This is a genomic window from Pseudoxanthomonas sp. LjRoot206 (assembly GCF_056175725.1).
This window is the reverse complement of record NZ_JBGFFI010000002.1, coordinates 244993-259310: the sequence shown is the minus strand read 5'-3', so window position 1 is coordinate 259310 and position 14318 is coordinate 244993. Positions and strand designations below refer to the sequence as shown.

The 14318-nt window shown below is 69.5% G+C and carries 3 protein-coding genes; all 3 read right to left on the bottom strand.

Annotated elements, in window-relative coordinates:
* Positions 1-80: 80 nt before the first annotated feature.
* Genes AC04MD_RS05840 through AC04MD_RS05830 form a run of 3 tightly spaced genes read right to left on the bottom strand, consistent with a single transcriptional unit; the run spans position 81 to position 13971 of the window.
* Complete coding sequence (locus AC04MD_RS05840) at positions 81-1082, bottom strand: OmpA family protein (RefSeq protein WP_475496368.1); 1002 nt, start codon at positions 1080-1082, stop codon at positions 81-83.
* Positions 1083-1093: 11 nt separating this feature from the next.
* Positions 1094-4456, bottom strand: coding sequence for a TonB-dependent receptor (locus AC04MD_RS05835; protein WP_475496367.1), 3363 nt, complete (start codon positions 4454-4456; stop codon positions 1094-1096).
* A 44-nt stretch (positions 4457-4500) separates the two neighbouring features.
* Complete coding sequence (locus AC04MD_RS05830; protein ID WP_475496366.1) at positions 4501-13971, bottom strand: SdrD B-like domain-containing protein; 9471 nt, start codon at positions 13969-13971, stop codon at positions 4501-4503.
* Positions 13972-14318: the final 347 nt, after the last annotated feature.

Here is a 14318-nt window from a genome sequence, read left to right as displayed (position 1 = left end):
ACAGGCATGGCGCGGATCGACACCGCGACGCGACGCGCGCCACGGATCAAGGCCGTGGCTCGCGTCGCGTGTCGGCCGCCTCAGCGGGCGACGTGCAGTCGGACTTCGACGCGGCGGTTCGGGATCAGGCACTCGCGCAGCGCCGCCTGCGGTGTCACGCCGGCGCACGGCTGCACCTGCTCGGTGTCGCCCTTGAAGCCGTACGTCACCTTGGCGGCGTCGATGCCGCGTTCGACCAGCAGCGCCCGCACGGTCTGGGCGCGGCGCTCGGACAGCGCCTGGTTGTAGTCGTGTCCGCTGCCCTGCAGGCGGTCGGCATGGCCGACCAGTTCCACGCCGGTCAGCGTCAGGCCTTCCTCGCGCAGGCGGCCGAGTTCACGGTCCAGGCTCTGCAGCGAGTAGGCACGGATGTCGGTGCGGCCCGATCGGTCGAACTCGAACAGCACGTTCGCGGTCAGCACCGTGTCCGCCGGCAATGCGGCGGGTATGTTGGGCACGGCACCGCACTGGCGCGACAGCGCTTCGGCATCGCTCACCCAGTCTTCGGCGATCTGGATGTACGGCTTGGCGTGACGCCACTGCTGCTGGTTGAACTCGTTGCCGGCGTGCACCAGTTCCACTTCGCCGCAGGCGACGGCCTGCTGCGCGCAGGCGAAGCCCGGCGTGCCATGGATCGCGCCGAGACGCTTCCACAGGTCCTCGCGCACGCGCGCGGCGTTGTTCACCAGCGGCGTGTCGGTCGGCAGCGGCGTGACGCCCTGCTCCATGCCCACGATCAGCTTCTCCGACTCGGTCAGCGCTTCCTGCGGGAAGGCGCTGCGGTCGTTGCGCGAATACTCGTGGAAGGACACGTCCAGCCAGCACTGTGCCTTCGACAGGTGGTAGTCGCGCACCGGACGGCCGCCGTCGTTCAAGGCCTGGATGCGGCCCTGGGTGTGCTCGTAGCCCGTCAGGTCGGCGTGGATCGCCTCGTCGGTGATCCGGTCGCGCGCCGGCGTCAGCTGCGTCTGCTGCGCACCGGCGGTGAAGGCGAGGCCGGCCAGCACGGCGGCGCACAGGAGGGAGGTCTTGGTATGGGTCATGTCGGTAATCCTCAGCGCACCGGATCGCGGTAGCGGGCGTCTTCACTGCGGAAGAGGTCTTCGTCGAACTTGAAGCGCAGGCGGATGAACGCGCCCTGCTGCGTGTACTCGTAACCGGTCAGGTCGTCGTCGCCGCGGAAGCCGGTGCCGTTGTAGCCCACCGACAGCCACAGGTTCTGCCGCAGCAGGCGACCGACTTCCACGCCGAACGCGTACTGGTTGGCGCCGTCCTGGCCGCGGAAGGTCGAGCCCAGCACGCCGATGTCCCAGTTCTCGGTGATGTCGTAGACGATGCGGCCGGACAGCAGCACGGCATTGAAATCGTCGTCGACGCGACCGGTGTCGGCGTAGAAGAAGCTGTCCTGCTGCCACTTCGCCGCCACGCGGCCGGTCAGCCACCACGGCCGCGACGGATGCCAATCGGCGTGCGCCGAGACGATGTGCGCGCTGCTGCGGATGTCCTGCCCGGTATCCGAGCCGAAGCCGGTGCCGTCCATGCCGCTTTCGTCCTTCTCCAGCTTGTACTCGTAGCGGGCCAGCGCGTTGACGCGGTTGGTGTCGGTGTCGCGGTAGGCCGCACCGATCTGGAAGCGGTCCTGCAGCACGTCGCCACGCGCGTCGTACTCGGTGCGCAACAGGTAGTTGCGCGCCAGCAGCGTCCAGTCGCGGCTCAGCTTGCGCGCGGCCAGGAACTGCAGCAGCGTGGTGTTGTAGCCCTCGTTGGTCGGCGTGCCGGCGACGTCGTCGGAGATCCGGTGTTCGAGCCGCACGTTGCCGCGCCACAGCGGATTGGCGCTGTAGTCCAGCGCGAATCCGATGCCGGTGGAATCGCCGATGGTGCCGGAGATGACGTTGGTGTGTTCCAGCGTCGTGTCCAGGCGCAGGCCCTCGCGCAGGTCCCAGCGGTTGCGCATGCCCGACGCCGCCTGGATGTCGCGGCCGGCGATGGCATCGCGCAGGCGGTATTCGGAGAACAGCTGCGTGTCCTTGATGAAGCTGGTGTCCACGCCCAGCGCCACCGTATCCGCCTCGCGTCCGTCCTGGGTCAGGCCGTTTACGCCGCTGATGCCGGTCTGCTTCTCGTAGCGGCCGTAGATCCGGCTGCGCTCGCGCAGCTGGTAATCCATGCCCAGCGCCACGCGGTTGCGGTCTTCGCCGTGGATGTCCTGCTCGACTTCGCCACCGATGCTGAAACGGTCGCTGGCGCGGTAGCCGGCGCCGATGCGCAGCATGTCCGACGACAGCTCGGTGCCCACCGGCAGGCCGCTGCCCACGTCGTTGGGATTGCCGCTGCTGATGATCGGCAGGCCGGTCAGCGGGTCCAGCGGTTGCTGGCCGTAGCCGAGCGCACCGCCGCCGGAACCGGTGGCGTAACCGCCCGACAGCCCGCCGATGTTGCCGTAGCCGCTGCTGGTCGCCCACGTGTAGTAGGCACCGACGGTTTCGCGGATGGCGCGGTAGCCGACGTCCAGCGTCAGCTTGTCGGTGACCTTTACCCGCGTGCCCGCGCTGGCGGCTTCGCGCTCGCCCCCATCGGGATTGCGGTCCTCGCTGCGCAGGCCTTCCGCGTACAGCTCGAAGCGGTCGGTCAGGCGCCAGCGCGTGGTCACGCTGTACTCGCCACGCCCGCCGTACAGCGGCGACGCCGGATTGTTGAACGCAGGATCGGACTGGCCGGCGAACAGCTTCAGGTCCAGCGCCTTGCCGGCGTGGCCCAGCTCGACGCGCCAGGCATCGCCTTCCACCAGTCCGCTCAGGCCCTGCAGGCCCGGCGTGCCGTACTGGTTGACGCTGTTGGTGTTGACCTCGCTGCGCGTACGCGCGGCTTCGGCGACCAGCCAGGTGTTGGCACCGAACCTGTAGCCGACGTTGGCGCTGCCCATCTCGAACGCGGCGAAGGGATTGCGGTCGTCGACGTAGGAACCGCCGATCTCGCCGTTCGCGCCCACGCGCAACTGCGCGTCCGCGCCCACCACCAGGAACTTCTCGGTGCCCTGGTCCAGTTCGTAGGTGATGCGCAGCGACACCGGGTTGAGGTCGCTGTCGAACGAAGGCAGGAAGCTGTTGAGCAGGATGCGGCCGGAGAAGGGCTCGAAGCTGTAGTCGACCAGGCGGCCCAGCGGGCGCACCGAGACGATGCGCGACGGCTGGTTGCGGTCGCGCACGACCACCTCCACGCGCTCGCTGCCTTCCAGCACGGCGTTGTTGCGCAGGCCGTACGGACCGCTGCCGGCGGCCGGCAGCTCCTCGATCACCTGGCGCAGCGAGTCCTCGATGGCGAAGACGTTGCCGCGCACGCGCGCGTTCTCGAAATGCCAGCCCAGGCCGGTCGCGGTGCGGTTGTAGGTGCCCAGCACGCGCTGGCCGGCCTGCGCACCGAAATCCACGCCGGTCTGCGTGGCGATGTTGTCGCCGGTCTGGAAATCGCCGTACAGCAGGTAGCTGCGGTCCTTGTCCACGCGCACGTACAGGCGCTCGGCCGAGCGCGCATCGAAGCCGCGCAGGGACGCATCGCCGTACACCGGGTAGAACTCTTCCGGCTGGATGTCGCGCAGCAGGCGCGCCCGCACGTCCTTGTCGGAGTCGTAGGCGGCGGTCAGCAGGTACTCGCCCTTGATCGTGCCCTTGACGAAGAACGCCGCGCGCGCGGCACCGTTCGCCTTGCCGCTGTTGAACTGCTTCTCCCAGCGGCGGATCTCGCGCTCGAAGCCATCGCCGCGTTGCGTGCCGTTGACCAGGTTGTCGCCCTTGCGGCGGAAGTTGATGACGCCTTCGATCAGGCCGGTGGCGATCAGCTCGCGCATCTCCGGCACGAAACCGACGACGCCTTCGGCGCTGTGGCTGCCCGAGGTCACCCGCAGCAGCACGTCCTGCGGATCGTGCGGCGCCAGCAGTTCGAACTCGGCGCGGCCATCGCGCACGGCCAGCTGGATGCCGGGCGTGACTTCATCGGCATCGAGGCGGCCCGGACCGAATTCGTCCGTGCGGCCGTCGGCCAGCTTGATACGGCCACCGCTGTGCTCGATGGTCGCGAAGGACTCGCCCGCCATCGGCTTGCCGTCGGCACCGTACAACTGCACGACCACCTTGACCGGCGACTGGCCATCGGCCGGTACGCCGTCGCGGTCGACCTCGACCACGACGCGGTCCACGCCGACGTTGACGCTGTAGTCGACGTTGCCGGGCTGCGCATACAACGGTTGCGGCGCGGTGCGCTGCGATTCCGGCGATTGTGGGTACAGCGGCGTGGCCTGGCCGATCGCCGGCGTGAAACGCTGGTCGCCGGAGACGGCCTGCGCCTGCACCAGCACCGGCGTCACCGCCAGGGCCAGCGCGAGCGCGAGGGGATGGAACGAAGGACGCGAAGCACGCATGGCACGGGATTCCAGGGACGTCGACGGACGCGGGGCGAAGCGACTCATGGCTGCACCTCCCCGTTGCGGACTTCATCCGGCGCCGTCGGCCTCGGTTCGACGATCGGCCGCTGGTTGGCCGAATCGGTACCCTGCTGCGGCGCGCGCGCCGGCTTGCTCTCGAAGCGCAGCGGTTGCTGGTTGCGCTCGATTTCCGGCGCGCGGATCTCGCCCTGCGTGCGGCGTGCCTTCACCTGTTCGATCACCGGGTTGGAGCAGCTGCCCTCGATGAAGTCTGCGCGGTGCAGCTCGCCGTTCTTGAGGTCGATGAACAGGCTGTCCGCATCGCCCAGGTTGCGGTTGCTGCTGGTGGTCAGGCGCGAACCCGCGGGCAGGGTCGACGGATCGACCTTCAGCGTGTGGCTCTTCGGCGGCAGGCCGCAGTAGCTGTACTTGCCCTCCGAGTCGCTGACCATCCAGGTGCCGTCCTCGAAGTACATGCGCACGCCGGGGATGCCCAGCTCTTCCTTGTCCTGCACGTGGTTGACGTTGCAGTCCACGAAGATCTTGCCCAACACGCAGCCTTCGTCGGCGAACACGCCGCCGCTGACGATCACGCGGTACTCCGCAGGGTTGGACGGCACCACGCCGCCGTTCGGATACGGCGTCAGCGTGGTCGGATCCACGCAGCCGCCATCGATCGAACAGCCCCAGGCACGCGCTCGGTTGATGCCGTCGCCCTGCTGGCTGCCGACGCCCACGCGGACGCGGTACGTCAGCACCTTCTGCTGGCCGACCGCGAGCGGGCCGACGTCGAACACCAGCGTCGGGCCGGGCTTGCCCAGCGGATTGGCGATGCCGGCGCTGTCGACGCGCGCGGTGCCGTCGATGAAGGTGAAGCCGTGCGGCAGGCGGTCGATCACGTTGACCGTGCCCATCGACGCACCCGCGGTCTGGCGGATGGTGATGGTATAGACCAGGCTGTCGCCCACCTCCACCGTCTTGCGGTCGCCGGTCTTGGTGATGACCAGGCCCGGCGCGATCTGCGGATCCAGCGGGATGTGGTTGTGCACCGGCACGGCCACGCCCGAGCCCAGCGTCAGCTCCAGGTAGTACGTCGTCGACGTGCCCACCGGACCGGTCGGTGCCGTGGCGTTCGTCTGCACCGGATAGCCTTCGCCCGGCGTGGACGGCGGCGACAGAGGCGCGGTTTCCGCCGGGATCATGCCGGACTGGAACGTGTAGCCGGCCGGTGGCGTCACCGCCAGTTGGAAGCGGCACGAGGCCGGCGCATTCGGACCCAGCAGGAACTGGTAGAAGCCGTCCGCGCCCACCGTCATCGACACCGACGTGCCCTGCACGGTGTAACCGCCGAGCGTGGCGTTGAGCACGTGCTGCTCGGGCGCATAACCCGCACAGGTGCCGATCGGCGTGAGCGTGACGCGCGAACCGGGGACCGGCGTGCGCGTGGTCGCGTCATAGACCACGCCGCCCGGATTCAGCGGCAGGCTCTGCTGCGGCAGGTTCGCACCCGGCGCCAGCACCACGGCCAGGTGCGTACTGCCACCGTCATTGCTGCGGCAGGAGCTGGCCGTGCCATTGGCGGCGGCATTGGTGGCATCGCAGGGCACCGGCGGACCGGCGACGGTGTCACCGCTCACGGGCAGGCCCCACACCACGTCCGTCGCCGGATCGCGGAAGCGGATGTTCAGCGGAATCCCCGGCACCTGGTCGGCGATGGAGTACGTGCCGTCGACCGCGGTGGTCGTCGTGCCGACGATCTGGCCGCTGCCGTTGACCACTTCCACCACCCAGCCGGACAGGCGGCGGTCGCCGCTGTCGATGCGGCCGAAGTCGCCGCCCTGATCGAACCACACCGTGCCCGAGACGGACGCCGACAACTGCACCGGCGTCGGCAGGCGGCACGCGTTCTGCGTGATCGCCGGGTCGCACACCGGCAGGTCGCCCGGGTTGCCTTCGAAGTCGGCGCGTTCGTCCGGCGTCGGCGTGCGGAACTCGTTCTCGCCACCGCCCTCGACGATCACCGCGTTGTTCACCGGCGAACCGGTGGCGGCCGTCGCGGCGACGCGCACCGAGGCGACGATGGTGTCGGTCGAGGTGGCGCCGGCGGCGATCACCGTGCTGCTCGCGCAGCGGAAGCGGTTGTCGCCCGGCGCGCCGGTGCAGGTCCAGCCCGTGCCCACCGGCGTGGCCGCCAGCGTCAGGCCGGCCGGCAGGCGGTCTTCCACCACGTACTCGCCGGCGCTGGGCTGCTGCCCGATGTTGCGCACGCGCAGCGTGTAGGTCGCGGTGTTGTTGACGGTGAAGATCGCCGGCGTGGCGGTCTTGCTGACCACCAGGTCGGGCGAATCACCGATCTCGCCGAAGTTGTTGTCGATCGACTCGCCACCCGGCGGCAGCACGATGCCGCTGATCGCAGACGGCGTGGTCGTCACCGGCGTCGCAGTACCGACGGCCATGCCGTCGATGGTGCCGGCGCTGGTGATGCCGTTGAGCGTTTCCGGCGGCTGCGTCGGTTCGGTCACCGTGTAGGTGCCCGGACGCAGGTCGTCGAAGCGGTAGCGGCCGTCGGCATCGGTGGTCACGGTGACGTTGACCGCCTGGCCCAGGTCGTCGGTGCCGGTCAGCACCACCTGCACGTTCGCGTAGCCACCCTCGCCCGTGTCGATGACGCCGTTGTTGTTGCCGTCGTTGTAGACGCGGCCGCTGATCGCACCCGCCGGCACTTCACCGAAGTCGTTGCCGGTGACGTCCTGGCCCACGCCCAGCGTGATGCCGCTGATGACGGAGGGGGCGGAGGTCGGCGGCGTGGCGGTACCGCCACCGGTGCCGGCGTTGGTGATGCCATTGAGCGTGCCCGCCGGCTGCTCGGGTTCGGTGATGGTGTACGTGCCCGGCGGCAACTCGGTGAAGGCGTACGTGCCGTCCGGCTGCGTGGTCACTTCGCGGGTGATGGTGTTGCCTGCCAGGTCGGTGCCGGTGAGGCGCACGACGACGTTGCCGATGCCGTCTTCCGACGGATCGATGACGCCATCGTTGTCGCTGTCGCGCCACACGCGCCCACCGATGGAGCTGTTGAGCGGGATCTCGCCGAAGTTGTTGCCGACCGAGCTCGCGCCCGGCGTGGTCAGGTCGATCGCGCTGATCGCGCTGGGCACGGTGGTGATCGGCGTGGCGGTGCCCGACGGCGTGCCGCCGACGGTGCCGGCCACGGTCTGGCCGTTGCTGGTGCCGGTCGGCTGGGTCGGTTCGGTCACCGTGTAGGTGCCCGGACGCAGGCCTTCGAACGCGTAGTCGCCGTTGGCGTCGGTGGTGGTGCTCAGCGACACGGCTGCGCCGGTGTCGTCGGTACCGGTCAGCGTGATGGTCACGCCGTCGATGCCGGTCTCGGCCGCGCCGGACTGCACGCCGTCGTTGTCGGCGTCGAAGAACACGCGACCCGACAGCGCCACGCCGAGCGTCTCGCCGAAGTGGTTGTCGATCGACGCGCCGCCCGCGGGCAGCACGATGCCGGCGACCGCGCTGGGCACGGTCGCGGCTGGCGTGGCGGTACCGCTGGCGCTGCCGCCGATCGTGCCGGCCACGGTGGTGCCGTTGATCGTGGTGACGCCACCGACCACCGGCTGCGCGAGCTGCTCGCTGACGGTATACGTACCGGCCAGCAGGTCGTCGAAGCGGTAGTTGCCGTTGGGGTCGGTGACGACCGCGGCCACGGCATTGCCCAGCGCATCCACGGTGCCCGCGGGCAGCGAGACGCTGACGCCGGCGATGCCGTTCTCGCCCGCATCACGCACGCCGTCGTTGTCGGCGTCCAGCCACACGCTGCCGCTCAGCGACGCGGCGCGTTCGCCGAAGTCGTTGCCGCTGGAGCCGCTCGCCGGCAGGTTGGTGACGGTGATGGTGTTGGTCGGGTTTTCCTGGCCGTTCGCCAGCCCGGTGGGCTGCGTCTCGACGATGCGGTAGTTCTGGCCGGTGATCGCACCGCCATAGCGGTAGCCGCCGTTGGCGTCGGTGGTCAGGGTGACCGGCGGCAGGTCGTCCGGCGTGCCGAACACGCCATCCGGACCCGCGCCCTCGATCACCACGGTGACGCCGGGAATGCCCGGCTCACCCGCGTCCTGGCCGCCGTCGTCGTCGCGATCCAGGTAGACCGTGCCGCTGATGATGGCGTTGGCGAGTTCGCCGAACAGGTAACCGGTCGCCGCCTGGCCTTCGCTGATCGCGATGCCGTCGATGACGTTTGGCGTGGTCGCCGTACCCGGCGTCGCCGCATTGCCCGGCGTGTGCCGGCCGTCGATGTAGCCGGTCGGCTGCGTCTCGGTGATCGTGTACGTGGTGCCGGCCTGCGGCGGCAGCAGGTCGCGGAACACGTACGCACCCGTCGCATTGGTCTGTACGGTGACGTTGACCGGAGTGCCGGACAGGTCGGTGCCGGCCAGCGTCAGCGTGGCGTTGGCGATCGGATTCTCGCCGCCGTCGAAGCTGCCGTTGTTGTTGTTGGCCGGCGTGCCCGAGAAGTCCTCGAACACGACGCCCGCCAGCGAGCCCAGCGTTTCGCCGAAGTCGCGACCGGTCACGCCGGCCAGCGGCAGCGCGTTGACGTCGATGACGTTGGTCGGGTGTTCGGTGCCGTTGCCGTAGCCGGCCGGCTGCGTTTCGGTAACGCGGTAGTTCTGGCCGACCACCAGGCCGGTGAACTGGTAAGCGCCGTTGGCGTCGGTCTGCAGCGTCAGCGGTGCCGGATCGTCGCCGTTGCCGAAGATGCCGTCCGCACCGGCGCCGGTCAGCGTGACCGTCACGCCCTGCAGGCCGCCATTCGGGCGCGAGTTGACCGTGCCCGCATCGGCGGCATCGAAGTCGCCGTTGCCGTTGCGGTCGACATAGACGCTGCCGCCGATGGCGGCCACGGCGTCTTCGCCGAAGTTGAACGCGGTGCCGTCGGTGCCCGCGCCCAGGTCGATATTGCTGATGCGGTCGGTGGTGGCGGCATCGCCATTCACCGCCGTGCCCGGCGTGCAGCCGGTGACGCAGGCCGCACCGCCGATCAGGCCCGGATTCACCGCGGTCGGACGGTTCTGGTAGTTGCCGGCCGGCAGCGCTTCGCGCAGCGTGTAGACGATCAGCGGATCGAGGTTGGTGAAGCTGTAGGCACCGCTGGCGTTCGTCGTCGCCGTGGTGATGACCGTGCCGGTGGCGGCGTTCAGCAGTTCGACCGTCGCGCCGGCGATGACGCCGTCGCTGCCCTCGCGGACGTTGCTGAAGTTGCGGTCGATGTAGACCAGGCCCGACAGCGACGGACGACGCACTTCGGGGAAGTGGTAGCGCACGCCGGTGTCGTTGGCGCCGACCGGGATCGCGGCGATCACCGAGTTCGGCGAACCCGCGCTGTACGTACCGCCCAGCGACGGCTCGCTGCCACCGGTGGTCGGCAGCATCGACGGGCTGTTGACGTATGCCGCTGGCTGGGTCTGCGTCAGCGTATAGCCGGCCGCATTGGCCGGCGACAGATTGGCGAAGCTGTAGGCGCCGCTGGCATTCGTCGTGGTGGTGCGGCTGACGGCGTTGCCGTAGGCATCGGTGCCGGTCAGCGTGATGGTGACGGCGTTGATGCCCGGTTCGGTGCCCAAGCCCTGGTGCGTGCCGCCGTTGGCGCCCGCGCGGTCGCGGTCCTCGAACACCACGCCGGCCAGCGACGAGCGCGTGACCGCCAGCGGGATGGTGACCGTGTTGTTGCCCGGGATCGGATCGACCTGCTGGGTGGCGATGGTCGCGCTGTTGTTGACCGAACCGCCGCTCGGGTAGCTGTCCCAGCGCGAGGGCACGATGATGCGTACGCGGCCGGTGGAGGTGACGTCGCCCAGGTTGCAGGTGACCGTGCTGCCCGCCTGCGTACAGGTACCGGTGCCGTTGGGCACTTCGCCGCCGCCCGGATTCGGTCCCGCCTTGCGCCAGGTGATCGCGCCGGTGACCACCAGGCCCGCCGGCAGCGTGTCGGTGACCACGGTGCCGGTGCCGTTGAGCGGACTGCTGCCGGTACGGTCCAGCGACAGGCTGGCGCCCGGGCCGTTGTTGACGCCTTCCACCACGTAGAAGAACGGCTGGCGCAGTGCCACGCTGGTCACGGTCGGCGGCAGCGCGACGACAGGATCGCTGTCGGGCGACGCCACGACGGTCGTCTTGCTCACGCCCACGTCGGCACGTGCGCGGATCGTCGTGTCCTGGTCGGCGCTGTTGTTGGCCGGGTTGGTGTCGGTTTCTTCCGACGTCGCGGCCACGGTGTTCAGCAGTGTGTCGCCAGCGGCACCGGGCGCGGTTTCGTACTGGAAGCGCACGTACAGCGTGCTGGTCTGTCCGCTGGCGACCACGCCGGGCTGGTTGGGCGAGAAGCCCTCGCCCGGCATCTGGCAATCCAGCGTCATCGGCGCGCCGATGGTGGGGTTGGCGCCGGCGGTCACGCTGCATGCGCCCACCACGTAGGGACCGCCCGTCGTCGACGAGGCGCCGACATAACGCACGGTGCGGCCTGCCTGCGGCGTGATGGTGTCGGTCACGCGTACGTTGGTCGCCAGCGACGGACCGTTGTTGCGGACCGTCAGGCGGTAGGTGATCAGGTTCTGGCTGACGTCGTTGGCGTTGTAGCCCAGCGGATCCACGCCACCGGCGAAGCCCACGTCCACCTTGTTGGTGATCAGGTCGACCGCACCGCTGTTGAACGGCAGCGTGGCCGAACGCTGGTCGTCGGCGGTGTTGAGGTTGTAGTCGAAGCTGCCGTTGGCATCGGTGCCGCTGGAAGGATCCGGCGTGCCGTTGTTGTCGCGGTCGAAATAGAAGTCCGCCACGTTGGTGAACGTGCGGCCCGTATTGCCGACGTTGACGCTCGGCCGGATCACGACCGTCATGCTTTCGGTCTGTCCGTTGTTCATCGACAGCGGTTGGCAGGTCAGCGTGACCGTCGCCGTGCCGCCGGTGGGATTGGCATACGACGTACCGCCGCTGGCCGGTGTCGTCGTGACGCCCGCGCCTGCCGCCGCAGTACACGTGGCGGAGCCGCCACCGGTACGCGTGGCCGACACCAGCACGAAGCCGGCATCGTTCGCCGGCAGCGTGAACACGTCGCGGAACACCACGCCCGGCACGGTCGACGGGCCCTGGTTTTCGTACGACATCACATAGGTGGTGTTCACGCCGGCCTGGCCGGTGGCACCCGAGGTGATGTTCTTCGCCGTCGTGCGTACGTTGGCGACGCGGTCGACCTGCAGCCAGTCCGACGCGCTGTTGTTGGCGGTGTTGATTTCGCCCACCGAACCCGCCACGTTCGCGTCGATGCCGACGCCGGCGGTGTTGCAGAAGGCATTGTTGATCGGCACGCCGCCACAGGTGCTGGCGCCGCTGCCCGCGCTGTCGAACAGCGCGCGCTGCACGGTCAGCACGATGGTCGCACTGGCGCCGTTGGCCAACGGCGTGGTGCCGGAACGGCAGATCACCGAGGCGCCGGTCGCGCAGGTCCAGCCGGGCGGAACGGTGCTGGCGGTGACGGTGGTGCGGCCGGTGACGAAGCCCGGGATCGCATCGTTGACGACGATGCCGGTGGTGCTGTCGGGGCCGTCGTTGGTGACCGTCAGCGTGTAGGTCACCGTGGTCTGGCTGGCGCTCAGCACGTTGTCCGCCGTGCCCGGGCCGTTGGTCTGCTTGGCGATGCGCAGGTCGGCGCGCTCGTTGGTGGTGCGGGTGCCGGCGCCGTTGCAGTCGTTGCCGGTTTCGGGATCGGTGTTGACGCCGTTGCCGGTCAGCGGCTCCAGCGAGCCGTTCGAACCACCCGTACACGCGGTGTTGTTCAGCGAACCCGCCGCACGTGCACGGCTGACGATCTGCAGCTGCGGCGCGTTGGCGTTCACCGCCAGCGGCAACGAGCCCGCGTTGAGGTCGCAGGTGACACGCTGGCGTGCCGGCGGCACCGCATAGGGATTGTCGACGCTGCAGGTCCAGGGCCCGGCGAAGGAAAGGAATTCCTCGCCCGCTGCCAGCTCATCCACCACCTGCACCTGGCCGGTGGCCGCGCGCGGACCGAGGTTGCGCACGACGACGGTCGAGGTCATGCGGCTGTCGGCATCGCTGCCGATGCCGTCCCACACCGTGATCAGCTCAGGCGTCTTGGCCTTCGTCAGCGACAGGTCGGCACCGTCGGCGAGCACCGTGAACGTGGTCGTTCCGCTGTTGTTGTTCGTGCCGTTGCCGGGGCTGTTCGGGTCCGGCGTGGCCGAGGTGATGGTGGCGGTGTTGGTGACGTCGCCGCTGCTGTTGGGCCCCGTCGACGGCACGGTCGCCACGATGGTGATCGTCGCCACTTCGCCGACCGGCATGTCGCCGCCCGTACGATTGCAGGTACGCACGCTGTTGGCCGCGTCGCTGCTGCAGGTCCACGCCGCGGGTGCGGTGCCGCCGGTGATGACGAAGCCGGCCGGCAGCGCATCGGTGACGCTCGCGCTCTGCGCGACGCTGGGGCCCAGGTTGCGCGCGGTCAGCGTGAAGGTGATGGACTGGCCCGCGATGGCCGGCGCGGGCGCCGCCGACTTGGTGACTGCCAGGTCAGCACCCGGCGTGATGGCCGTGGTGACTTCCGCATCGTTGTTGTCCGGCTCGGGGTCCGGCGTGCCGATGGCCTCGACCACCGCCGCGTTGGTGATGTTGCCGCTGCCGGCGGTCACGCGCGCGCGGAAGCTGAACGTCGAGCTGGCGCCCACCGCCAGCGTACCGGCGTGGGTGGCGGTCATGGAGCCCTGCGCGAACGTCCATCCCGCGCCATTGAAGCTGCCGGCGACGAAGGTCGTCGCGGCGGGCAGCGTGTCGACCACGCGGAAGTTGGTCGACGGACTGGGACCATCGTTGGTGACCGTCAGGGTATAGGTCACGACGCCGCCGCCAACGACCGGGTCGGGCGTGGCGCTCTTCTGCAGGCGCAGGTCGCCCGCCACGGTCAGCGTGGTGGCCTGGCTGCGGAGATTGTTGGCGGTGTTGGTGTCGCCGGCGAAGAACAGATCGGCGACGGTGAGGCTGGAGATCGGCGTGGTCGCCGGCGGCGTGTTCGCGCTGAAGCCCACCGCCCCGCGCATGGTGACGGTGCCCGGCGCCTGCCCGCCGGTGTCGACACCGATCTGGAAGCTGATCGGCGAGCCGCCGGCCAGCGTGCCCTGCAGCGGACCGTGGTTGCAGACGATGCGCGTCGGCGTGCCGACGGCGGCAGCGCAGAACGCCGGCAGGCTGCTCGCGGTCGTGCCCGCGGGAAGGTCGAAGATGCTGCTGGTCGCGGCCGAGGTGTCGCCGGCGCCGTTCTCCAGCGTGATCGCATAGACGATGTCGCTGCCCGCAGGCACGGGGTCGTACCCGCTGTCGGACAGATCCGTCAGCTGCAGGTCCGCCGCCATGGCCGGCAACGCCAGCAGGCCGCCGGCGATGAACAGTGCCCGGGCAAGGCCGCGCGCGAACGTGCGCGCGGAGCGAGAAGAATACGAGGTCACGGGCACGAAGCCGCACACAACCGTCCGATGGTCATCGGCATACGCCGACCCGGCTTCCTGAATCACTGGCAATCCCCTGTAACAACGCTGTCGCCCGAAGGCGTCCCCGCAACGCGCCGGATCCCCCGACTGCCGTCCCCCGACGGGCTGGCAGTCACGATCCATGCGCGCTGTTCGCGTCACATCCGGACGCCGCCCGACACGACGGGCGTCACAAATGTGATTCTGTAATTCGAATTATGCCCCAGTTCGGCGGCGGGGTAACCCCATGCAAGGCCCGTGCCCTACGGTGCCGGAGGGGGCCGGCACCCGCGGAACAGCTCAGGGCGCGCCGGAAGGACGGGAGA